The sequence below is a fragment of the Rothia dentocariosa ATCC 17931 genome (assembly GCF_000164695.2).
In the GTDB taxonomy this organism is placed as follows: Bacteria; Actinomycetota; Actinomycetes; order Actinomycetales; family Micrococcaceae; genus Rothia; species Rothia dentocariosa.
This window is the reverse complement of the sequence record NC_014643.1, coordinates 1,558,941-1,582,255: the sequence shown is the minus strand read 5'-3', so window position 1 is coordinate 1,582,255 and position 23,315 is coordinate 1,558,941. Positions and strand designations below refer to the sequence as shown.

Genomic DNA, 23,315 nt, shown 5'->3' with positions numbered 1-23,315 from the left:
CATAGGTGCGTCTATTTCGTGCTTGCCACGCGAGCCGCCTCTTCGACTGCCACCCACGAGAGCATCGCACATTTGACGCGGGCCATAAACTTTGAAACCCCGGAAAATGCCGCCATATCGCCGTATTCTTCCTCATCCAGAGTAATCTGACCGCGCGAGCGCAACATCTCGCGGAACGCATCTACATGGTTCTGCAGCTCCCCCACGGTCATACCCGGTGCCATCTCGGAGAGCACCGATGCCGCCGCCATCGAAATGGAACAGCCGTCGCCTTCCCACGAGACCGATTCGACAACCTTTTCACCGTTTTTCTGCTCATCAGATAGCACGAGGCGCAGGTTGATTTCGTCTCCGCAGGTGGGGTTGTACTGGTGGTTGTCGGCGCTGGCGTGCCCGGCGGGTACCTCCACCAGATGTTCGCCGGTGCGCTGCTTTGAGTGTTCCAGAATAATGTCTTGGTAGAGCGATTCTAGCGACATGAATTATCCAATCCTGTGTATATGAGTAACGGCTTCTTTACAGCCCGAAGTAGGGGCGCACCTCGGCGAGCGCGGCAAGGAACGCATCTATGTCTTCGGTGGTGTTGTAGAGGTATGCGGAGGCGCGGGTCGAGGCCGTCAGTCCGGCGCCGCGGTGCAGCGGCTGGGCGCAGTGGTGACCTACGCGCACGGCGATACCTTTCGTATCGAGCAGCTGCCCAGCGTCATGCGGGTGTACCCCGTCGATGCCGAGGGAGACGAGCCCGGCGCGTTTGTTCGGGTCGGTGGGTCCTAGCAGGCGCACGCCCTCGATGTTCTGCACTCCGGCCACGAGCCTCGCGCCGAGTTCTTGTTCCCAGGCGTGTACGTTGTCCATGCCGAGGTGCTGCAGGTAGCGTACTGCCTCAGCAAAGGCAACTGCTTGGGAGACGCGCTGGGTTCCCGCCTCAAATTTGATGGGGGCGGGCATATAGTCGGCGTCTTGGAGTTCGACGCGGGTGATCATGGAGCCGCCGGTGAGGAATGGGGGCAGGGCGTCGAGGAGTTCGGTGCGGCCGTAGAGTGCGCCGATGCCGGTGGGGGCAAGCATTTTGTGCCCGGAGAATGCGGCGAAATCGACACCGAGTGCGGGGAAGTCTACTGGCATGTGGGGTACGGATTGGCAGGCGTCCAGGACAGTGAGGGCACCGACTTTTTGGGCGAGTGCGACGAAGCGCGGCACATCCGCAATGGCGCCGGTGACATTGGAGACGTGGCTGAAAGCGAGGATGCGGGTTTTCTCGGTGACGAGTTTGGCTGCGGCTTCGTAGTCGATCTGTCCGTCGTCGGTGGCGGGGATGTGTTTGAGGGTTGCGCCGGTGCGTTGGGCTAGGATCTGCCAGGGTATGAGGTTGGCGTGGTGTTCGATTTCAGTGGTGAGAATTTCGTCGCCGGGTTTCAGGGCAAAACGTTGGGCTTTTTCACCGCCGAGTCCTTGGGAGGCGTTGCCTATTGAGTAGGCGACAAGGTTGAGCGCTTCTGTAGCGTTGGAAGTCCAGACGATGTTTTCGTCGCGGGCTCCTACGAAGGCGGCAACGGTGGTGCGGGCTTGCTCGAAGAGTTCGGTGGCTTCGACGGCAAGGGTGTGCGCGCCGCGGTGTACCGCAGAGTTGGCGTGCAGGTAGAAGTTGCGTTCAGCATCAAGAACTTGGAGTGGTTTTTGGCTGGTGGCGCCGGAATCGAGGTAAACGAGCGGGTTGCCATTGACGACGGTGTTGAGAATAGGGAAGTCTGCGCGCAACGCTCGCACGGTGTCATCGTTGAGCGGCGTGTTGGCGGGGACTGAGTATTCTGCCACGGTTGTTCCTTTTCTCTTGACCGGTTTCAGGCACGCCGCATGGCGTCGAGACCCCTGCTGCTGGCACGTTAGGTCGGGGCTGTACGCCCGGGCTTAGTGTCTGTGGGGCTATAACGTCATGCTTTTCTAGCTTATTCCTTGGCGCGGGCAAAACCTAGTTAGGTGTGTGCAACAGCCTAGGAAATCTGCCTAACCATAGCTACGGGCGTAACGGGGCGTCATGTTTGCTGCTAGGCGCACCCGACAGATGTAGAGGCACCGAATTATGCGGTTTGTCGAGTGCCCGTGCCCTGCGCATATTTAGGATGCGCTGTGAAAGCGCTGCTGCGCCGCCGTCAGCCCGTCGGTGATAAGCATGGCGACCGCGTCAACGGAGTTGTCGATCAGGAACGGCAGATCTTTGACTTCGGCTGCCGTGAAGGGTTTGAGCACGTAGTCGGCGGTGTTCATGCGCCCGGGTGGACGACCAATGCCAGCGCGCACACGGTAATAGTCTTTGGTGCCCAGCGCCTTGGTAATATCGCGCAGGCCGTTATGACCGCCTTCTCCCCCACCGATTTTGAGTTTGATGGTATCGAAGGGAATATCAAGCTCGTCGTGCACCACGATTATGTGATCGGGGTCGATGCCGTAGAATTTTGCGACCGCAGATACGGGCCCGCCCGAGGTATTCATGTATCCGAGGGATTTCATGAGTACGACCTTGGGACCGCCCATGCCTAAGCGGCCTTCGACAACTACGGCGGATGCTTTGGAATGCTTCTTAAAGGTGCTGCCCATTTCACGGGCGATTTTATCGAGCACCATCTGCCCGATGTTATGGCGGGTTTTCGCGTATTGCGGTCCGGGGTTGCCCAGGCCTACGATGAGCCACGCATCAGACATGTTCTCGTGTACCTTCCTGCGGGTTATAGGGTGAGAAATAAAAAAATGCTCGGTAGAGATTACTCGGTAAACCGGATAAAACTATGGGCGGATTAGGCGGTTACTGGTCGGCTATCTCGCATCTGAGCCAAACGGTAAAGATGGGTGTACGCCGTAAGTTGGCGGGAAATATGGAAGCGGCTCGCACCCGCCAGAAGCAGATACGAGCCGTACCGTTGCCGAAAAACCTCTAAAACAGGTTCCGGCGTAAACGTTGATGCGCCGCGCGCTCCTTCGTCTACCTAACCTTAGTCGACGAACAACAGGTCGATGTGCTGCAGTTCGGGGCGGATCGGGTGACGCTGAATATCCTGCACGCGAGTCTTGAACTGCTCACCATCAACCTCGATCACCAGAACAACGTCCTTGTTACGAACAGCCATAGTGGTCGCGTGGCCGGGGAGGATCACGTGCTTAGGCTCTTTACCATTGCCGTAGATAACGGCGGGGATATCACCAACAGCGCGGATGCGGCGTGCATAGCCCTTACCGAAATCGGTGCGGGGCTCGGCAGTAATTTTAATTTCAGACATGGTAATCTCCATTCTTTAATCATGGGTAATGCGCCAAGAGAATAATGGCGCAAATCATGGGATTCCATGCGCCACCTCGTCGATAACGGCAGAACCTGCCCTCGCCTTGGCTAACACTATATTCTTACAGATTTTCCAGATACGAGCAAGGATAGTTTTTCCTAGGTCCAGGCTCGCACCCCAGCACCAAGTACTGCTGAGGGTCCCCAGATGCTCGGCGAGCGCATCGCGGTGATCGCAAGGTCGTCTGAAAACTTAAAATATATTAACAAACCGCCCTCGCCCCCATACATCATCAAGATGTGACTTGACTGCGTTTTCCGTTTTGCAAAATTACATATTTGGAATTTCGAGAATGCTTTCATTTTTAGCGCTTGAATCGAAACAGAAAAAATACTACCCTGTTTTCAAATGACGTTGAATAAACGACTTAAAACCCAATAAAAACAACTAAAACCCAATAAAGACAACTTAAGGAGACAGCATCATGGCAAAAGATTTGAATGTGTTCGATAAAGAGTACGGTCTTTTGATTAACGGCGCGTGGACGAGCCCCGGCACGCTTTTGGATTCTTACAATCCCGCCAACGGTGAAACACTGGCAAAATTTACCGACGCGTCCGACGCCGATGTCGATGCCGCCGTCGCCGCCGCGCAGGAAGCGTTCAAAACATGGCGCAAGACCACCACAACCGAACGCGCCGCCATACTCAACAAAATCGCCGATGTGATTGACGAAAACTTGGAATTGTTCGCCTTGCAGGAAACGCTGGACAACGGCAAACCCATCCGCGAAACCCGCGCCGCAGACATCCCGCTGGCTTCCGACCATTTCCGTTATTTCGCCAGCGTCATCCGCGGCGAAGAAGGCACCGCAACCCAACTTGACTCCGAAGACCTGTCCATCGTACTGCGCGAACCTATCGGCGTCGTCGGTCAGATTATTCCGTGGAACTTCCCCTTCCTGATGGCGGCTTGGAAAATCGCACCCGCACTTGCCGCAGGCTGCACCATCGTCATTCACCCGTCCTCCAGCACTTCGCTGAGCCTGTTGTCGCTCGCCCAAAAAATTAACCACCTACTGCCTAAAGGCGTGCTGAACATCATCACCGGACGCGGTTCGAAATCCGGCGAATACATGCTGCACCACAAAGGCTTCAACAAACTCGCCTTCACCGGCTCAACCGAAATCGGCCGCCGCATCGGCATCGCTGCCGCCGAAATGCTCATTCCCTCTACCTTGGAGCTGGGCGGCAAATCCGCCAACATCTTCTTTGACGACATGCCGTTCGACAAAGCCCTCGAAGGCGCACAAAAAGGCATTTTGTTCAACCAAGGCCAAGTGTGCTCCGCCGGTTCGCGCATCTTCGTACAAGAAGGCATTTACGACAAATTCGTCAACGCCTTGGCGGAAGAGTTCAAAAAAATCAAAGTCGGACTGCCTTGGGAAGACGATACCCAAATGGGTTCGCAAGTCAACGCCGGCCAGCTTGAAACCATTTTGAAATATGTCAAAATCGGTGAGCAGGAAGGCTGCCGCATTATCACCGGCGGCAAAAAACTCGAAGGCGAATTGGGCAAAGGCGAATTTGTCGAGCCGACCTTGATCGAGGCTGACAACAACAACGCCCGCGTTGCCCAAGAAGAAATCTTCGGACCGGTTGCTACCGTGATTAAATTCAAAACCGAAGAAGAAGTCGTCAAAATGGCCAACGACAGCGAATACGGCTTGGGCGGCGCAGTTTGGAGCAAAGACATCAACCGCTGCCTGCGCGTCTCCAACGCGCTGGAAACCGGTCGTGTCTGGGTGAACTGCTACAACCGTCTGCCCGCAGGCGCACCGTTCGGCGGCTACAAAACTTCAGGCATCGGCCGCGAAACCCACAAGATGATGCTCGCCGCCTACACGCAGGTGAAAAACATCTACATTTCCACCCGCGAAGAGCGCGAAGGGTTATATTAATTGCCTGCTGAACGTTGATTGACGTAGAGAAAAGGCTGTCTGAAAATCCGGAGTCGGGTTGAACTGCCCCTCTCCATTCTTAGACACTCATAAAAACCTCTTCAGGTGCTCTGCATAAGCTGGGTTCTGTACGCAACAGAACCCAGCTTTTTCAATTTCAAGCTGCGTCGCTCCCGCAATCCCCCTGCGCTACATGCTTTGAACCATGAAATGGCCGCACGTAAGTTCCTATACCCTGGCGTACGATATAGTACGCCTTGATCGGAGTGCAGCATCGTTCCTTTGTCGGCAGGCTTTGTGCAGCATTTTCTCCACCATGTCGCTGTTGGCCCTGCGGCTCACGACGTAGGCGACAATTTCGCGGTTGAACAGGTCCACTACCGGTGAGAGATACAGTTTGCCATCGCTTTGGCCAACACTATATTCTTACAGATTTTCCAGATTTGAGGTGGGTGCGCAAGGATTCCCAAGGATTTCGCTTTTGCTCCTCTGCGCTTGCCGCGCGCCGCTTTACCGGTAGCGCCGCCGAGGCGAGCATCAAAAGCACACAAACCCAGAACATAACCTGCAGCTGATTCTTATAGGGTGCATCATAGGTCAAATTCACCTCATATGTTCCTGCGGGCAGAACCGTCTTGATGTATCGCCCCGGTCCGGCAGACAGCGCCATCGCGTGGCATTTCTGGGTGTTTTCAGCGTCGCAAAGTTTGCCCGTCCAGCCGGTGTAATACGATTCGTTCAGGGCGACTTCGGTTTGATGCTCAACCTCAACCCGGTACGATATCTTGCCGAACCTGCTGTACGAGAGTGGGGTGTACTCTAACCCTGCGCAGCGGCCTTCCTTGAGACATGCATCGGAAAGATCCGCGAAAGATCCGCCCGAAAGCGGCACCACGGCACCGGCAGCGGCATAGAACCGAATAAAGTCATTGCCCTTTTCGCCTTTGAACGCTTCATGCTGTTCGCGCAGTGCCGAGCTTCCTTGAACATTGGCGTATCCGCTCAGGGAATCGGTGCAGGTGAAGGCGCCTCCCAGGGCAATATTATCGTGGTCCCAGTTTTTGACGGGCTGATCAGAAACACGACGTTCAGGGCGACGCGTGTAGTTCTGCTCGCACGCCTGGTTTTGGTGCATAAGCTGCGAAATCTCAGCCCCGTAGTGCCCGACCTCAAGCCGTTCACGCGCCGAGGCCCACGTGCTTGTCACCGAGTAGGCGAAATTTAGCCCGGAGGCTACCGACAAACAAAGCAGCAGGATGCCCAAGGTTCGGGCTGAGCTCTGCCGTGCAAACCGCCATAAACCGTGTGTATAGTTCGTTACAGCAACCGCTGTTAGAGCAAAAAGTATCACCGGCACGAGCATCAGCACAAGGCGAGGAACGCTTAGATTCCACGACAGCGATAGGCCGAAAATCACGATGGCGGCAGCAACAATCGAGCATCCCGCCAGGGTGCGACGGCGCGACACGTTGCCCTCAAAAAGCCGTTTAAGCCCCAGGCTGCCCAAAATAATCATGGTGAGCGGAACGAAGTTTTTGAAATCGTTAATCCAGAAACGGCTCAGGCTCATACCCGGAATATTCCACAGAAGCTTAGGTGCGAAGGTCGCCAGCCCTAACAGCAGAATTGACAGCCCGCCCAGCAGATAGAGCGGCAGGTTACGCCGTGAACGCCACGGCACGAAGGTGAGAGCGAGCAGAAGCGGAATCACGATAAAGAAGGGGCGCATCGCAATATCCGAGCTCATGGCCGGGTTGTCGTACGGGTAAATGAGTGAGGCCAGGTTCGGGAAAGTCAGGTGAATGCGCTGCGGGCTCCAGTCGCGCTGCCCGGTTCCCGACAGTAGCGCCGGAACATATTTGACGACGCTCAACGGTACCGCAATGAGGATGCTGACGATGACACGCCATATCCAGGCGCGGCTTCGAGAGACGATTATCCACCCGATACCCCACCCACCAATGCATACGGCGGCGGCGATAAGCTGCCCCGGGTATATACCGACGAAACTCTGCCACAGGATTAAGACCGCAAGCGGAATCCCGTAGCGTTTATGCCACGCCCATAACGGGGAAATGACGAGCAGGACCCAGGGCCAGTAGGCGGCGGCACGGTGAAAATCCAGGAATTGGGCGTTTGCAAAGATTGCCGGGGCGAAGAATTGCCCCACGAGGGCGATCAGCGAAACAAGGTGGCGCCCGGTCAGCTGACGGACCAACAGGTACATGCCCACCGCGCCAAGACCCGCGAGCACCGCCGACGTGATAGACGATACCGTAGGGCTCCACGGCGAAATACCGTTTGCGATGCCCTGCGGCAGCACATACGATCCACCCTGAATATTGCTCCCGGCGGGGCGACCCATCCATGTGTAGGCAACCCAATCGGGTGGGTTGAAAATCCCGCCGTTATTCCACCAATAGTAAGAATCTGAGAGGTAGTGGGCATTCGCATCGCCGTTAACCACCGTCAGATGCATGAAGTATGACCAGTAGGTAATGACCTCAAGCGCGATTACAAGGAGTGCAACCTGTATGCCCTGGCGCGCGAGAAGGCCACGGATTTTAGTCTTCACGTGTCCCGCCTAGCTGGTGCAGATACTCGGCGAGCGCATCGCGGTGATCGCGAGGGGTGAATCCGGCAGCAATAAGTTTTGAAAGATCCAGGGCAGAGTTGGCGGGGCGCGGGGCGAAGACCTGGGCGTTGGCGAAGTATTCCTCAGTGGTGGTGTTGCTTACTCGGGCAGCATCGTGACCGGTGCCGGTGTATACGGCGCGGGCAAGATCTGCCCAGGTGATAACCTCGCCGCTATTTGACACATGGTAGGTGCCGTAGGGTGCGCCGGTAAACAGCAGATGCAGTGCTGCACCCGCCAAGTCTTGGGTAAAGGTGGGGCGCCCCCACTGATCCGCCACGACGGCAGGATCCACACCGCGTTCGGCCAGCGATGCCATAGTCGCCACAAAATTTTTGCCCTCGCCAACTACCCAGCTGGTGCGCAGCAGGTAGTGTTTGCGCCACGCGGTCGCGGCGCTCTCCCCCGCCGCCTTGGAGGCGCCATATACGCTCAGCGGGGCGATGGGATGCTCCACCGAGTATTCCTGCCCTACCGGCAGATTTCCGTCGAAGACGTAGTCGGTGGAAACGTGCACGAGAGGAAGATTCGCTTCTTCGCAGACGCTCGCTAGGGCGGCGACTCCGTGAGCGTTGGCGGCCCAGGCTTCGCGGCGCCCCTCGGGGGTTTCGGCGTTATCCACTGCGGTGTAGGCGGCGGCATTGATGACCGCGCGGTATGACCGCCAGCGGAAAGTGTTTCGCCATTTTTCGGGGGTTCCAAGGTCGAGCCGATCACGGTCCACCGCCTCAAAAGGGATGTTCTGCGCGGTCAGCTGGCGAACGAGTTCACGCCCGAGCTGCCCGCTTGCACCAACAATCAGAAGAGGGTCGGGGGTAAGCGGGGTGATCTCATGTAAGCGCGGGTGTTTGCGATCTTTCTCGGAAAGCTCAGCCTGCGCCAGGTCGATAGGCCAGTCGATGGCGGTGCTTTCGTCCGCGAGGTTCAGGAAGCTGTAGGCGGTGAGAGCATCTGCCGACCAGTGATCGTTCACCAGGTAGGTGTAGGCGGTGTTCTCCTCCAGGGTTTGGAAGGCGTTGCCAACCCCGCGCGGAACGAAGATAGCGGTGTCGGGGCCGAGTTCAACGGTCACGACCCGTCCGAAGCTCTCCCCCGCACGCAAGTCTACCCAGGCACCGAAAATTCGGCCGCTCGCCACCGAAACGTATTTGTCCCAGGGTTCGGCGTGAATACCGCGTGTGGTACCCACCGAGGTGTTAAAAGAAATATTATTCTGCACCGGGTCAAAATCGGGCAGACCGGCGGCACGCATTTTCTCACGCTGCCAGTTTTCCTTAAACCAGCCGCGATTATCGCCGTGCACGGGCAGATCGATGACGAGCAGCCCCGGTATATCGGTTGCCCTTACGTTCAGTTCTTTCGTCATTTACTGCCCCGCCTTCGCGTATTTAGCCTCAACTTCTGCTTTGAGCGGTTCCCACCAGGAACGGTTATCGGTATACCACGCGATGGTATCGGCAAGACCCGCCTCAAAGTCGGTGAACTGCGGTTCCCACCCGAGTTCTTCGCGCAGACGGGTGCCGTCAATGGCATACCGCATATCGTGCCCGGGACGGTCTATCACATGTTCAAAGTCGTTCTCGTCTTTACCCATGAGGCGAAGAATAGTACGCAGCACGGTAATGTTATTCTCCTCGCCGTCTGCACCGATGAGGTAGGTCTCGCCAATTTTCCCGGATTCAAGGATGCGCAGCACCGCCGAAGAATGATCGGATGCGTGAATCCAGTCGCGCACGTTCAGGCCCTCGCCGTAGAGCTTAGGGGTCAGCCCCGAGAGGATATTCGTAATCTGCCGGGGAATAAATTTTTCGATGTGCTGATACGGCCCGTAGTTATTCGAGCAGTTCGAGATGGTCGCCTCAATCCCGAAAGAACGCACCCAGGCGCGCACCAGCAGATCCGAACCTGCCTTGGTGGAAGAATACGGGGATGACGGGTTATAGGGCGTAGTTTCGGTGAACTTTGCGGGGTCCTCCAGCGCCAAATCACCGAAGACTTCATCGGTCGAGATGTGGTGATAGCGGGTTCCGTGTCTGCGTACCGCCTCCAGCAGGGTAAACGTGCCGACTAAGTTGGTGTGAATAAAAGGTTCTGGGTTCGCCAGGGAGTTATCGTTATGGGATTCTGCGGCGTAATGGATGACTGCATCTGCCTGCGCTACGAGCTCGTCAGTGAGTTCACGGTCTGCAATATCGCCAACCATAAGGTTAAATCTGGTGCCGTCAAGACCATTAAGCGAGGTTTTATTGGCGGCATAGGTCATTTTATCGAGTACTGTAACAGTGTGTTCAGTATTATCCAATAGATAATGAACAAAGTTAGAGCCAATGAATCCGGCACCGCCGGTAACGAGTAAGTGAGACATACTTTAGATTTTAGCGGTCAAAACCGAGTAATTTATACACGGGTTACGAGAGAAACATGACACAATAGATATTATGAAGGGAATTATTCTTGCCGGTGGTACCGGCAGTCGTTTACACCCCATCACTCAGGGTATTAGTAAACAACTCACTCCGGTTTACGATAAACCAATGATTTATTATCCGCTTTCCACTCTTATGCTGGCGGGAATTCGTGACATTCTTATTATCACAACCCCCGAAGATCAAGAACAATTTAGACGTCTTTTAGGGGATGGAGCTCGTTTTGGTGTACATTTCGACTATAAAGTGCAACCTTCACCTGATGGTTTAGCTCAAGCATTTATTTTAGGTGCAGATTTCATAGGCGATAATCCCGTTGCACTCGTTCTAGGTGATAATATTTTCTATGGTCCCGGTTTAGGAACCCAGCTTGGAAAATATGAGCAAAAAGACGGTGCAACCGTTTTTGCTTACCAAGTTGCAGACCCGCGCGCCTACGGGGTAGTGGAGTTCGACGAGAATTTTCACGCCGTCTCCATTGAAGAAAAACCGCAGGTACCGAAAAGCGATTACGCTATTCCGGGACTATATTTCTATGACAAACATGTTGTGGAATATGCGCAAAACATTAAACCTTCTCAGCGTGGTGAACTAGAAATTACCGACCTCAATCGTGTATATCTAAAACAGGGTAAACTAAAGGTTGAGGTACTGCCACGAGGTACAGCATGGCTTGATACCGGCACCTTCGATTCACTCGCAGATGCCAGCAACTTTATTCGCACCGTCCAAAAACGTCAGGGACTTTCTATTGGATGCCCTGAAGAAATTGCATGGCGCGCAGGTTGGTTAAGCAATGATGATCTTCACAGTATCGCCACCAAATTCGCCAAAAGCGGTTATGGGGACTATCTGATGCACCTGCTCAAATAGTCACAAAAAACTCACTGCCCCGCACGGGGTTCACCACTCAAACTCAACACTCTGGAGCAAATTCAGAAATGACAATTTTAGATTTTGTGCGCACCACAAGAGCCAATCTCTTGTTGCTCATTGCTGGCATCGTGATCGGTGCCATCGCAGGGCTCAGCTATTCCCTGTTGCAGCCTAAAGTTTATGCCGCCAGCGCCTCCGGGTACGTGACCGTCGGTCAGAGTGGCACTATTGACGTACTATCCGGCTCAAACGCCGCAAAAGAACGTGCCCGCTCATACTCGGCAATCGTCTCATCAGAAGCCGTCGCCAAGATCATTCAGGAACAGAACTCTGACCTAAGCATCGGGACGATTCGCGGCAGCCTGAGCGCAACTACCGAAGAAAACAGCTCACTCATTAAGGTGCGGGCGACCGCTTCCAGCCCTGAGCAGGCACGGGTTTTGGCGAATTCGGCGCTTCACGCCACCGCTCAGTACATCGAAAATATTGAGAAGAACGGCTCGGGGAACAACAGTACCGCTACCCCCACGCCTGCTGGGGAAGAAAACCAAGAAAGCGCTCAGAACAAGGTTTCTTCAACCAACCCGTCCGATACCACCAATACCCTGATTCGTGTGATCCCGCTGGATAACGCCAGCGTGAACCCGCCTCTCGTATCGCCCAACTACATGCAGAACGGCCTCATCGGTGCCGGTGCCGGGCTGGTGCTCGTGTACCTGGCGATCTTCCTGCGCCGTTCCGTGGACCAGCGCATCCGCACTCGTGACGACGCCATTAAAGCGACAAACAGCAATATTCTGGGTGTGCTGCCCGTCAGCGATGATCTGGCGGAAGAAAACATCGTGCATGCCAGCAACGATGACCATATTGCCCACGAATCTATCCGTCAGCTGCGCACGAATCTGCGCTTCGTGAATATCGATAACCCGCCGAGCTCCTTCATTGTGACCTCCGCAGTTCCTGGCGAGGGTAAGTCTACGGTCTCGCTGGCGGTGGCGCGCTCTATGGCAAGCTCGGGGCAGCCGGTCATCCTGATCGACGCCGACCTGCGCCGTCCCACCGTCGCGAAGAAACTGCACATTAACGCCAAAATCGGTTTGACGCAGGTTCTTGCCGGTCAGGTTGATATTGCTGAGGCTGTGCACCAGGTAGAGGATTCCAAGCTCTTTGTGCTTCCCGCCGGGCGTATTCCCCCGAACCCTTCCGAATTGTTGGGTTCCGACAAGATGCGCCAGCTTATCGAAGAGCTCTCCAAGGAATTCCTGGTCATCGTGGATGCTCCCCCGCTGCTGCCGGTGACCGACGCATCGCTGCTCTCCCACGCCGTGGACGGTGTGATTATGGTCGGTACCGTGGGCAAGAGCCACCGTGAGCAGATGACCGAGGCTGTTGCCGTGCTGGAGCGTGTGAATTCACACCTCTTCGGTGTAGTACTCAATAAGGCCCCGCGTAAGGGCTTGGGCAATTCCTACTATGGATTTGGTTATGCCAATAGTTATGTAGGTTACGCCAGCTACTACGGTTACTCCAAGGATGGTAAAAAGAAAGTTTCTTCCGGCGCGCACGGAGCTTAAGAAAATTTCTGAATCAGATTCTTGAGTATAAGGGCGGGAAAATAGGTGGACTATTTTTCCCGCCCTTATAGTCAAAGATTTTCGTTGTGTGAAAGGATATCGTGCACACTACGCCACAGCACAAACCTGGTACGCCGCTCAAGGCGCGTATTATGCTGGCGCACGCCTACTTTCAAAGGCTCGCGAATCTTCACGGAATAGATATTTTACATATCAAAGGATATGCGTTTAATTCCGAAATTTTTAAACCTGATAGACATAGCACCGATGCAGATCTTTTAGTACGGCCTTCTCATGTAGATACTTTTGTTCACATACTTTTAGCTGACGGCTGGAGTATTCAGGCGCATTTTGACACCGGATCCGTTTTTGAACATGCAATGACGCTTTATCACGAATCCTGGGGTCTCACCGATATTCACCGTTTCTTTCCGGGGCTCGGAAAAGATCCCGAACGTGTTTTTCAGCAGCTCTGGGCGGCACACATGCAACGCGAGATAGCGCACCGTTCCTGTGCCGTGCCTTCAGTACTCGATTCCCGGCTGATTGTGGTGCTGCACCGCGCTAGGGCGAGTTCCGCCTATAACCCGGATCTTGAGTATCTGCGCGATATTCTCGACTCCTACGACTGGGCTAAACTGCGCGCCCGCGCCGCCGAATTAGATTCTTCTCTCGCCTACGCCGCCGCAATGGGTGGCTTAGAGGCGTACCGTCACGAACGCGACTACCTGCTGTGGAAGTCGGTTTCCACGCAGGTGCCGAGCTATATTCAATGGGTGGGCAGGCTGCGGTCGGCACGTGGATTCGCCGAGAAAATGCGCACGCTCAAGAATATTCTTATGGTCAATCAGGATCATTTGGCGATGGAACTGGGGCATAAACCCACGCGCGCCGAAATTCGCACTAGGTTCTTTGAGCGTTTTGGGTTGGGAGGCGGCTCCTAATGAGTACTACTACCGCACCGGTGAGGTACCGCATCCCAGAGTATGTTGCCTTCGTACACGCTGAAGAGATCTCCGAATACGCTTCCGTCACGACGTATCTTGCCGACACACGGACCGCACAGGTTTCGGTGTTGGAGGGGTCAGCATCTATTATTTGGGGTATTTTTGAGGAGCCGTTTTCCCTGCCTGAGGCCCTTGAGCTGATCGCCGAGCTTACCGAGCAGAACCCCGAGGATATTCGCGGGGAGGTTGAGGATTTTGTGCATCAGCTCGTCGAAGACGAACTGCTGGAAGCCGTCTAAACCCGCCCTGCCCCACTATGCGAAGAGCCTTGAGAGTAAAGATCTTTACTCTCAAGGCTCTTCGCATAGTCCCGGCGAACCGAGTCTACGCGCCCGAGGACGAAGACGCGGTAAGCTCATCAACCGCCTGGCGTATTTCGTCGATAAAACGTTCCTCGCTAAAACGCGCGATGTAGTTCTTAATTGCCTGCTTATCCCACTCTTCGGGGTTGAACTTCCGTATCGCCGCCTCAATCTGTTCCGAGGTCGGCTGTTCAATAAACACGCCGTTGAGGCCTTCGCGGATGGTATCGAGGTACCCGCCTGCGCGGTATGCAATCACCGGTTTTCCGCTTGCCCCGGCTTCTAGCGGAGTAATCCCGAAGTCTTCATGAGATACCGCGAGAAGTGCTAGACAATGCCGGTAGGCAGAACACAGCTGCTCATCGGAAATCCCGGAAATAATGCGCACATTGGGCCCCGAGAGTTTGAGGAGCTTATCTTTTTCGGGTCCATGCCCGATAATCAGCAGCTTCTTACCCGCTCGATTGCACGCCTTAATCGCCTCATCCACGTTCTTATAGGACATCAGGCGCGACACCAGCAGAAAGTAGTCTCCCGCAGCCGTGAATTCCTGCAGACCCGCGATCGGTTCTTCCACACGGGTTGCACCCCCGGAGTAAGGCGGGAAAATAATGGGTACGTCTTTGCCGTACACCCGCGAAATACGTTCCTGAATGGCGGTCGAGTTCGCCACGTAATGTTCCGACCGCGCCGCCGCGCGCTGATCCCAGAACCGCAGCAGCGGGTTTATCACCCGTAACCCTATCCCAATAACACTGTTCTTTTTCTCGTCGCCCAGGTATTGGTCGCGCAGGTACAGCCAACGCGCCGGGGAATGGCAGTACACCAGTTTCTCGCCGGTGAATTTGAACCCGTGCGCCCATCCCGTGGTCGAAACCACCGCAACGTGCGCCGGAACTTTCAGGCAGGATGCGGTCAGCGGCAGCAGCGGCAGCGCCAGCCGGTGGTAGCGCCGCAGCAAGCCCACCCGATTGAGCGGACTGGTGATGATAGTCGCATTCTCAAACTCGGGAAAAGTACCTTCAGGATTGTAGAGGGTCGTGTAGATAGGGGCCTCAGGGAACGCCCGGTGCAGGGCCAGAACAACCCGCTCCGCCCCACCGCGCTGCGTCAAATAGTCGTGAGCGATAGCGAGCCGAGGGACGCTGACAGAACCCGTATCTGCCGAAACCGCAGGCTGAGATTCCGCCGATTTCGGGAATTTTTTCGAGGCCAAAGAACGAATGTGAGCGGATGCGCCGCGCCAGGATTGTGCTACTCGATTCAGCATTAGAACACCTTCCGTGCGCGCTGCGGGTACTTCACGCCAGCGTAGGATGCCGCTTCCACCTGCAGCGCCACCAGCTTCTCGGCGATCTTCGCGGGAAGTTTCAGGAGTACCGCATCGAGAGTATTGCCTATCCGCCGGATATTTACCTCGGTACTGACCACCGCGAGAGCCTTCACCGCAGCGCCCCAGAGCCCGGCAGGGTTGGGAGCCACATGCGCATCTTCGCCGTGTTTACGCACGAAAATGGTGCGCGCACTACCCGCGTGCAGGGCACGGAGAGCTCGCACGGCGGTCGTGGTCGCCTCAGCATAATGCTTCGTTTCAACCGCATCGGAAATGATGATTTTCCCGCCGGCATCAGCGATCATCTTCCCCAGATCAACGTCTTCCCAGCCGTAAAGACGATAGGCGGGATCGAAGCCGCCGATAGTTCGGTACAGCTCTGCAGAGACGGACGAGTTTCCATTCCAATAGTGCCAACACTCGGATTCGGGGGTGCGCAACGCCGCTTCCTTAAACTTTGCATCACGGTAGGTTCCGTACACCTGAGAGTAAGCAGTCTTGGGGAAAATATTGTTCAGGGTGCCGATCACCCCATCATAGTCGCGGTGCAAGCGAAGATGGTTCGCCACATAGTCGGGACCGGGTTCCAGGTCGTCGTCGCAGCGAATCAAAATATCCGCATCCGCCGCATTATGCCCGGCGTTGAGAGCCGCCACACGCCCAAGATTTTCGGGGAAAACAATCTTAGTGAGGTTTAAGGTTCCGCGGGCGATATAGTCGTCAACAACTTTTTCGCTCTGGTCGATGTCACCATCGAGGACAACGATAACTTGAAAGTCTCGTTCCGTCTGAGCAGAAAGCGCGTCTAAGGGGTAGTGTAAAGCCCCTGCTCCGCCCCGCGACGGGATGATGACGGCTGCTTGATAGTGAGCCATAAACTGTCCTGTAGTTGTGAGAGTGAGTAATTGGCGGGAACAAGCGTGAGCATAGCGAATGCACTAGAGATATTTCTCTAAAAGGTGGCGAACTCGTTCTCTGCCTGAGTCGGGTGAATATAATTCCTGCCAACGCCAAAATGCCGCAGAAACAATGTCATTAAGAATATCAGATTCTTGATAGAAAGCCTGAGTTAAATGTCGAATCTTTTCAACGAGGGCCGAGGGATCCTGGGCAGGGTAAATATACGGGTAGTCCTCCCCCACGACTTCGGGAAGGGCACCCGCATCGCTGACGATCACCGGCACGCGAGCACTCATCGCTTCCGCAGCGACCAGCCCAAAGGATTCCGGGGCTTGCGAGGGCACTACCAGCATATCGACCGTGTCGAAGAGCTTTTGCGGGGTGCTCCAGCCGAGACGATCGGTGTAGCGTTCAATGTTTTCAAGGGCACGGGATACTTCACGCTCTTCCTCGGCAGAGGCAAAGACGGGCGCTCCGGCAACCACGAGGCGGTACTCGGGGACGGTAACAGTACTGTTGAGGCGCTCGATCGCCCGGCAGAGGACACCAACCCCTTTGGAAGGTGTGAGTCTGCCGAGGTAGCCGATGCGCACCACCCCGGGGACGGTGGACTTCGCCAGCGAGAGGGGGACTTCCTGCACCCAATTGGGGAAGACGGTCGCACCGGGTACGGATGCCGCAACATACTCGCTGGGAACGAGGGTTTGAAGGGCCTTTTTGCGAGCGAACGGTACTAATTTAGCGTTGGTACCCGTCGGCAGCTGATGTAGGTGCACGATGCGCCCTGCCCGTCCCCCGGTAGCGGCGGCAGGAACCAGCCCGTTACACCACAGGAGCGCATCCCGGTGCGCCCGGTGCCAGAGCCGCAGCTGGACCATATACTGCATGCGCGTTTTGGCGGGCAGTACGATGCGTGTGAACCCTTCGTCGGCGGCCGCTTCAATGAGATCCGGCGGGTTTGCCGGACCGATGATGACAACCTGGTAACCGAGCCCTCGCGCCGCCCGAGCGATATTCAGGAGCATGACTTCGCCCCCGCCTATATCGCCGTTATTGGTGGCTAGGTAGAGTTCTTTACTCATCTCGGGTGTATCTTTCTAGGTTTTCGGTACCGATATGCCAATTATCATAAGTGAATAGTCAAATATTTGGCGATGGTTCTAGGAGTTTTTGATCCGGTTCGCGATATAGGCGGTGATTTTTTCGGGTGATTTTGGCATTTCGATACGCCGGTCTACCCCCACGAAGTTTTCCGCCTCATACCCCGGCATGCCAAGTTCTCTGTTCCGGGCGATGGCGCCCGCGCGAACCGCATAGGCCATGACAATTGCCCAGGTAAAGGTGTAGAAAACCTCACCCAGACTCAAACCACACACGAGCAGGGCTATCGCTGCGCCCTGTCCCACTCGTTCTTCGACGGTCCAGGAGGTTTTTGAGACGAAGATGCGCATCCCCACGATAATCGTGATAGCGATGACGAAGACTGTCCAGACCCAGCCGCCCTCGGTACGAAGCACTAGGTAGGAGTTGTGATACACCCAGTTCCTATCCTGCAGGGGCGCGTAGGCTTCTCCAAGTCCGCTTCCAAAGAACCCCGCAGTTTCGGCTTTTTCTTGTGCCACCGCGTCAATACGTTCACGGAGCATATCGGAGCCCACACGCGAGGCGAACTGCCCTACCTGGGCATAGTCCGTGGCGAGCGTCTGCACAAGCGCCCAGACCCCGCCCAACAGGAGCATCCTCACCATAAAGTTGAATCTGGAAGCGAGCAGTACCCACAGCACGCCTACCAGGTACGCCGTGATGGAGGTACGCGAGTTCGTCAGCCACACCACCGAAGTTCCCAGCACGAAGGCGAAAATACGCTCGGGCATAGTGCGCATAATAGCGAAAGCGAGTACACCAAAGATAGCGTACGCCAGGCCCGCATAGTTTTTATCGTGAAGGAAACCCACCAGAACGTTGCCGTCCGAGCGCTCGGTGATTCCCAGATAGAAGGCGGGAACGTTGATCAGAAGCGCCGTGAGGTATCCTGCGATAGCGGACCTAAAATGCAGCCGCCCCTCGGCAAGATTCCACATCAGAATGGTGGTGAAGATCATGCGAACTAAGCGTTGTCGCCAGTCGAAAGCATCAGCACTGGCGGTGTGCAAAAGCGATACGAACATCATGTAGACCAAGCCCAGCCACATAATAGTTTTCAGAGATTTAAACCTGCCAAGTTCGTACTGTGCAGGTTTGGTAAGCCCGTAGAGTGCGCCGATAACCACGGCAATCTGGCTGAGGGGCTGGTTAATGACCGGCAGCACGGTAGCGAACACCATGGCACCGAAAATTACGAATTCGGGTATGCGCAGCTGATTGCTGTTGTCCCGCACATAGTCACCGCTCTTTTTGAGCCCGTGACTAACGCGCGCAGAGAGGTTCGCGCTATCGTTCCGGTGCTGCGAGCTAGGCGATAGCGATGTTCCCAGGTGAATGCTCATGCTAGTCCTTGATGCTTTTGTGTTTGAGTGTAGAGTTCTGCGATCTGCGCCGTCATCTCGGCGTTGGTTACCCACGTCCATGCTGAAGGGGCCGAGGCTTCACAGTTCCGCATAAGAGCTTCTAAAACGCTATCACAGAATGCGTTCTGGCGGCGGTCAACAAGCTCGTTGGGGTCAAGAATTTCGGGGTTTCCGCCCACGTTGGTTGCCACGGTTTTTAATCCGGCGGCTTTAGCGTCCAAGAGCGTATAAGAACAGTTCTCCCAGAGGGATAGCTGAACCACCATATCGCTGCGGCCCATCGCTTCTAGGGGATCGACGAACCCGCTGAAGGTTACGGCATCGCTGATATGCAGCTCCCGCACCTGCTGCGCCAGGGTATCGGCAAGATCACCTTCCCCCGCGATTTCAAGGTGCGCCTTGGGGTACACGGTGCGCAGCTGGGCGAATGCTTCTATCAGCACGTCAATACCTTTTTCGGGCGAGAGCCGTGAGAGCGAGAGGATGCGCGGCGCATCCGGTTCGGTCGGCGCGCGATGCTTGTGTACGGCGGCGCGCAGCCGGGGTGCATCCACCCCGTTATAGATGATGCTCACTCTGCGAGCGCCCCATTTACGGCGCATCTGCTCGGCGGTAGAGCGCGAGACGGCAATAGCCGCATTGGTGCCCCACAGACGCACCCGGTGCACCTGTTCCATGAGTTTAGAACGCCAGGAGGTGCCGTGGTAGACGGCATCATCCCCCGCGATTCCGTGCTCGGTAGTGATGAGCGTGGGAACGGTCAGTGACCGGTTGGCAAGCCGCCGCATCTTGAGGGAGTTGACGACGGCGGCGGCGATAACATCCGCATAGGCAAGGTGACTGTGCACGATAGCGGGCTTCTCTTGTTCAATAACGTGTGTGAGCGAGGCGAACGAGGTTCTAAAACCGCGGCTCGGTCCGAAGGGTACGGCGTGAACGGGAATATTAAGCTCGCGGAGGCGCTCGGTGAGTTTTCCCTCGGGTGCGCAGACAACCAGGCGATACCCGGGAATACCGGTTCGGGCGACGTCAAGAACATGTCGCGCCACTCCCCCGAAGTCGGGAACCGGAACGACCCAGAGCGCGGTCAAAGTTGCGGCTGTACTCATGCCCTCACCAGCTTTCGTGTCAGAAAGTTACGCAGGGCGGCAGAAACTCGTGTCTCAACCGTACTATGCACGCACCACGCCCAGAGTAGAACCAGCGCGAGAGCCAATATGCGTGCGCCCCACGCCCCCGCCCAGGGGTAGAACATATCGATCAGCATATAGCCAAGCATCGCGTGCCCCAGATACAGGGGGTACGATATTGTGCCGAGCGCGTGCAAGGGTCCGCGCGCCAAAAACGGCACGTGGCGCACATAGATAACGGCGAAAAATACCGCACATATGATGGCGACTCCCACCCCGTGGGCGCTATCGTGCATCAGGAAGGCATTGATAGAGGCCGCCGCAGCGCAATACGGCATCAGCCAGGTAAACCTGCGGTCGTGGCTGTACATAAAGAACACCATGCCCAGACTAAACAGAGCCGCATGCTCGGCAACTACGCCCCACACCAGCATTTTGGGGGCACCCGTCAGGGACGTCTCCGGGTGGAATATGCAGCAGATGAGCAGCCCTAAGGTTGTCCAGCAAAAAATACCGATCGTGATCTCGCGGCGATATATTCTTCCACGCCGCACAGCCAGATAGAGCCCCATGAGCAGATAGAACTGTAACTCGATGGCGAGCGTCCAATACACCTGATCGACATTATCGACCAGCATAAAACGCTGCATCATTGTCGCATTAACCAGGGTTTGCGCCACCGTAATATCCCTGCCGGGATTACCGTAGAGAAAATACACAGCCGCAGCAACCGCAAGCGCTAACCAGTAGGTTGGGTACAGACGGGCGAAACGCGAAATACCAAATTTTAGGGCGGAACCGCTTTTGATAGCGCTCAACAAAATCACGTACCCCGAGATGATGAAGAAAAGCTGCACCCCTAGTTCTCCGAGCGGAATAGAGTACGGTTCGGGGGCGATGCGCGGGTAGTTTTGCACGGCGGGGTACCCGAAATGGTAGGCAACAACGGCCAGTGCCGCTATTCCGCGCAGCCCGTCGAGTTCGCTAAATCGCCCGGGGGTGATGAAGCTGTTATCGAGTACTTCGCTGGGTTTTCGGGTGTGTTGAACGGTTCTTGGTGGTGTCACGAAACCGACCTACAGCCACTTTTCGAGGCGGTCTAGGGCGGTAAAGAAGCCTTCGCCGTTGTTGATATGCCCCTGCCAGATTTCGGGGATAAACGATGCTTTCGGCGCCAGCTCGCGCAGCTGCTTGCCCAGTGCAGCCCAATCGACATCGCCTTCGCCCACCTGCACGCCTTCGCCGTCTACGCCGATACCGTCGACCAAGTGCAGGTGGATGGAGTGCGGTGCCAGCTGTGCTACCGCCTCCGACAGAGGAATTTTGAGGAAGTTGCATGCGAGCATGGTGTGTGAAATGTCCAGGCAGAGAGCGCTGTCGTAGGCGCGCGCGAATTCGGCGGTGTCCTGCGGGTCAAGGAAGAGGTTGTGGTACTGCTGCCCGCCCATCAGCCAGGGGTAGGGCGGCAGAGTCTGTGCCGCTAGGCGCACCCCGGCGGTATCCAGCCGTCCCAGGGCTTCGCCGATGCGCTCGTACTTTGCGGTACGGGCGCTCGCCGGGATGTGCTTATCTTTGGTGAAGCCGCCCATCGTGACGACCATAACGGGGTCTTCGTCCACCGTGAAGTAGCGGGTCAAATCGCGGGTAATGTCGATGGTGCGCTGCACCTCGGCGATGGAGCGTTCCCAGACTTCGGGGTCGCGGGAGGCCAGATCAACCAGAAAGTCCCCGGCGAAGAGGTCGGGCAAGTGGGTCGTGAAGCTCATGGGCAGTTTCTTCTCAAAGACCTCGTCAATATTGATATCAAGGTCTTTGTAAGAGAAGTGGAATTCGAGGAAATCCGGTGTTGCCTCTTCAATCAGAGGTTTGTAGTCGTGGTACCGTACCGGCAGGCCCCAGGGACGTTCGAAGGTGAAGTCGCGACGGGTTACGAGGTCGTCCTTCAGGTCGCCCTCAAAAAAGAACGATCCTTCTTCAACGTCGCGTTGGATGGTACGCCCGAGCAGCTGCGGCAGGTAGTTTGGCTGCAGGCCGCGGCCGGGCGACTTGACGGTCACATCCGCCTCGGTGATTACCTCACCTTTGGCTATGCCGCGGGTCGCAACCAGTGATTTGGCCAGGTTCACGCGGTTCATCAGTTCACCGGTGGAGACCTCGCGGGGCGCGGCCGTGCCGATGGATTCCTCAATGTCACGAATCTGCCGCACCATCGCCGCGAACTCTTCGGGCAGCAGCGATACGGTGTGATCGTTGCCTTCAAGGGTTTTATCGGTCGTGAAATGCTTCTCGATAATCTTCGCACCGCGCGCAACAGCGGCCACGGGCACATGGTAACCGCGTTCATGCCCGGAATAGCCAACCAGGCATTGGCCAATCTCGGCGAGGCGGTCCATATACGCCAGATTCACGTCTTTGAAGGGTGCCGGGTAGGTGGATTGGCATTGCAGCAGGGCATAGGATGCGCCCGCCTTGCGCAGCAGGTTCACCGAGTCCAAGATTTCTTCTTCGCGACTCATACCGGTGGATACCAGCATGGGCAGCCCGCGCGATGCAACATCGCGCAGCAGTTCGTGGTTCGTCAGGTCTGCGGAGGCAATCTTCATGCCCGCTATACCGTAATCGACGAGCGCCTGCACGGAAGGCGCATCCCAGGGGGTGCACAAAATATCCAGACCGTGCTCCTTGACGTGGTCGAATACCTCGTACATCTGCTCAACACTCAGCGAGAACCGTGAGAGCAGATCCAGGGTGTACTGCACGCCCAAGTCTTCGCCCGCAGTGGCGCCGCCGCGCTGGCGGTAGAGCGCATCCAGATCGCGCAGCTGGAATTTCACGGCGTCCGCACCGGATTCCACCGCGAGGTCCACCAGCTCTTTCGCGAAGTCCACGCTCCCCTGGTGGTTATTACCGATCTCGGCGATGATGAAGGCGGGCGCATCCTCGCTGATGGTGTGCTTTCCGATGCGCAGCACGTTCTGTTCGTCCATTGCCAACGCCACCAGATGGCCGCGTTCGTCAATGAGCGGAATGTGCTCGATACCGCGCGCGAAATAGTCGCGCAAAGATTCGGGGTCGCTATCGGCGGGGGCGGTCTGCGGGTTCGTATTCGCCGCCGCCAGTGCGCTGGTCTCTAGGGATGCGGTGGGGTTGGCGATCAGCCAGCGTCTGAAGTCCCCGTCCGAGAGCGAACCGCGTAAAATGCCGGATTCATTGACTAAAAAGATGATGCGCTGACCGTTGGCAGAAATTTTGTGAAGCGCAGTCAGAATCGGGTCTTCGGCGAAGACCACATAGGGCGCGATATTACGTTGGATAATCACGGTTTATGATGCTTTCTTCAAGAAAACTTGTGTTTAGTGAGAGTGAGTGTTGGATCTTTTGACGCTGAGG

Annotated in this window: 20 protein-coding genes; 5 read left to right on the top strand and 15 right to left on the bottom strand. The window is 56.1% G+C overall.

From position 1 onward, the window contains the following. Nucleotides 1-11: 11 nt before the first annotated feature. The 4 genes from sufU to HMPREF0733_RS06845 form a co-directional block, all read right to left on the bottom strand. Nucleotides 12-479 carry a Fe-S cluster assembly sulfur transfer protein SufU gene (gene sufU / locus HMPREF0733_RS06860; RefSeq protein ID WP_013398644.1) on the bottom strand — a complete coding sequence of 156 codons (468 nt, stop codon included), beginning with the start codon at nucleotides 477-479 and terminating at the stop codon, nucleotides 12-14. Nucleotides 480-516: 37 nt separating this feature from the next. Then, nucleotides 517-1,815 (bottom strand): aminotransferase class V-fold PLP-dependent enzyme, encoded by a 1,299-nt coding sequence (locus HMPREF0733_RS06855; RefSeq protein WP_013398643.1) that lies wholly within the window; start codon nucleotides 1,813-1,815, stop codon nucleotides 517-519. A 300-nt stretch (nucleotides 1,816-2,115) separates the two neighbouring features. Beyond that, on the bottom strand, nucleotides 2,116-2,700 hold the full coding sequence (pth, locus tag HMPREF0733_RS06850) for an aminoacyl-tRNA hydrolase (protein WP_013398642.1): 585 nt from the start codon (nucleotides 2,698-2,700) through the stop codon (nucleotides 2,116-2,118). Between the two features lie 287 nt (nucleotides 2,701-2,987). Next, the gene (locus HMPREF0733_RS06845) at nucleotides 2,988-3,272 is read right to left on the bottom strand and encodes a 50S ribosomal protein L25 (RefSeq protein ID WP_041321708.1); all 285 of its coding nucleotides are present in this window, start codon (nucleotides 3,270-3,272) and stop codon (nucleotides 2,988-2,990) included. Nucleotides 3,273-3,759: 487 nt separating this feature from the next. Between HMPREF0733_RS06845 and HMPREF0733_RS06840 the strand changes: the two genes are divergently transcribed. Next, entirely contained in the window at nucleotides 3,760-5,235 is a 1,476-nt protein-coding gene (locus HMPREF0733_RS06840; RefSeq protein ID WP_013398638.1) for an aldehyde dehydrogenase family protein, read from the top strand. Nucleotides 5,236-5,463: 228 nt separating this feature from the next. On the opposite strand, the gene HMPREF0733_RS11555 is transcribed toward HMPREF0733_RS06840, so the two are convergent. From HMPREF0733_RS11555 to rfbB, 4 genes are read right to left on the bottom strand one after another with little or no spacing between them, the layout of a single operon-like run. Continuing rightward, a complete protein-coding gene (locus tag HMPREF0733_RS11555; RefSeq protein WP_420865355.1) occupies nucleotides 5,464-5,613 on the bottom strand; it encodes a hypothetical protein in 150 nt (49 codons plus the stop codon). Between the two features lie 40 nt (nucleotides 5,614-5,653). Next, nucleotides 5,654-7,810, bottom strand: a complete 2,157-nt coding sequence (locus tag HMPREF0733_RS06835; protein ID WP_013398637.1) for a Tat (twin-arginine translocation) pathway signal sequence — start codon at nucleotides 7,808-7,810, stop codon at nucleotides 5,654-5,656. Next, complete coding sequence (rfbD, locus tag HMPREF0733_RS06830; RefSeq protein WP_013398636.1) at nucleotides 7,800-9,236, bottom strand: dTDP-4-dehydrorhamnose reductase; 1,437 nt, start codon at nucleotides 9,234-9,236, stop codon at nucleotides 7,800-7,802. Before rfbD ends, HMPREF0733_RS06835 begins: the two co-directional genes overlap by 11 nt. Beyond that, nucleotides 9,237-10,235 (bottom strand): dTDP-glucose 4,6-dehydratase, encoded by a 999-nt coding sequence (gene rfbB / locus HMPREF0733_RS06825; protein ID WP_013398635.1) that lies wholly within the window; start codon nucleotides 10,233-10,235, stop codon nucleotides 9,237-9,239. Nucleotides 10,236-10,308: 73 nt separating this feature from the next. On the opposite strand from rfbB, the gene rfbA reads away from it, so the two are divergent. The 4 genes from rfbA to HMPREF0733_RS06805 all read left to right on the top strand — a co-directional run bounded on the left by rfbA (nucleotide 10,309) and on the right by HMPREF0733_RS06805 (nucleotide 13,992). Next, on the top strand, nucleotides 10,309-11,169 hold the full coding sequence (gene rfbA / locus HMPREF0733_RS06820; protein ID WP_013398634.1) for a glucose-1-phosphate thymidylyltransferase RfbA: 861 nt from the start codon (nucleotides 10,309-10,311) through the stop codon (nucleotides 11,167-11,169). 68 nt (nucleotides 11,170-11,237) lie between these two features. Continuing rightward, a complete protein-coding gene (locus HMPREF0733_RS06815) occupies nucleotides 11,238-12,746 on the top strand; it encodes a tyrosine-protein kinase domain-containing protein (RefSeq protein ID WP_013398633.1) in 1,509 nt (502 codons plus the stop codon). A 101-nt stretch (nucleotides 12,747-12,847) separates the two neighbouring features. Further along, nucleotides 12,848-13,690: a nucleotidyltransferase family protein gene (locus tag HMPREF0733_RS06810; RefSeq protein ID WP_041321707.1), complete on the top strand. Its 843-nt coding sequence runs from the start codon at nucleotides 12,848-12,850 to the stop codon at nucleotides 13,688-13,690. Then, a complete protein-coding gene (locus tag HMPREF0733_RS06805) occupies nucleotides 13,690-13,992 on the top strand; it encodes a PqqD family protein (RefSeq protein WP_013398631.1) in 303 nt (100 codons plus the stop codon). The genes HMPREF0733_RS06810 and HMPREF0733_RS06805 overlap by 1 nt, the downstream gene beginning before the upstream one ends. Nucleotides 13,993-14,077: 85 nt before the next feature. Here the strand turns inward: HMPREF0733_RS06805 and HMPREF0733_RS06800 are convergent, their stop codons facing one another. The 7 genes from HMPREF0733_RS06800 to HMPREF0733_RS06770 all read right to left on the bottom strand — a co-directional run bounded on the left by HMPREF0733_RS06800 (nucleotide 14,078) and on the right by HMPREF0733_RS06770 (nucleotide 23,245). After that, nucleotides 14,078-15,325, bottom strand: coding sequence for a glycosyltransferase (locus tag HMPREF0733_RS06800; protein WP_013398630.1), 1,248 nt, complete (start codon nucleotides 15,323-15,325; stop codon nucleotides 14,078-14,080). Continuing rightward, nucleotides 15,325-16,263: a glycosyltransferase family 2 protein gene (locus HMPREF0733_RS06795; protein ID WP_013398629.1), complete on the bottom strand. Its 939-nt coding sequence runs from the start codon at nucleotides 16,261-16,263 to the stop codon at nucleotides 15,325-15,327. Before HMPREF0733_RS06795 ends, HMPREF0733_RS06800 begins: the two co-directional genes overlap by 1 nt. Before the next feature lie 63 nt (nucleotides 16,264-16,326). Beyond that, entirely contained in the window at nucleotides 16,327-17,370 is a 1,044-nt protein-coding gene (locus HMPREF0733_RS06790) for a glycosyltransferase family 4 protein (protein ID WP_013398628.1), read from the bottom strand. Nucleotides 17,371-17,448: 78 nt separating this feature from the next. Then, nucleotides 17,449-18,774 carry an O-antigen ligase family protein gene (locus tag HMPREF0733_RS06785; protein WP_013398627.1) on the bottom strand — a complete coding sequence of 442 codons (1,326 nt, stop codon included), beginning with the start codon at nucleotides 18,772-18,774 and terminating at the stop codon, nucleotides 17,449-17,451. Continuing rightward, on the bottom strand, nucleotides 18,771-19,904 hold the full coding sequence (locus HMPREF0733_RS06780; RefSeq protein WP_013398626.1) for a glycosyltransferase: 1,134 nt from the start codon (nucleotides 19,902-19,904) through the stop codon (nucleotides 18,771-18,773). Before HMPREF0733_RS06780 ends, HMPREF0733_RS06785 begins: the two co-directional genes overlap by 4 nt. Continuing rightward, entirely contained in the window at nucleotides 19,901-20,992 is a 1,092-nt protein-coding gene (locus HMPREF0733_RS06775; protein ID WP_013398625.1) for an acyltransferase family protein, read from the bottom strand. The genes HMPREF0733_RS06780 and HMPREF0733_RS06775 overlap by 4 nt, the downstream gene beginning before the upstream one ends. A gap of 9 nt (nucleotides 20,993-21,001) precedes the next feature. Beyond that, nucleotides 21,002-23,245 (bottom strand): N-acetylneuraminate synthase family protein, encoded by a 2,244-nt coding sequence (locus HMPREF0733_RS06770; RefSeq protein ID WP_013398624.1) that lies wholly within the window; start codon nucleotides 23,243-23,245, stop codon nucleotides 21,002-21,004. Nucleotides 23,246-23,315 lie beyond the last annotated feature (70 nt).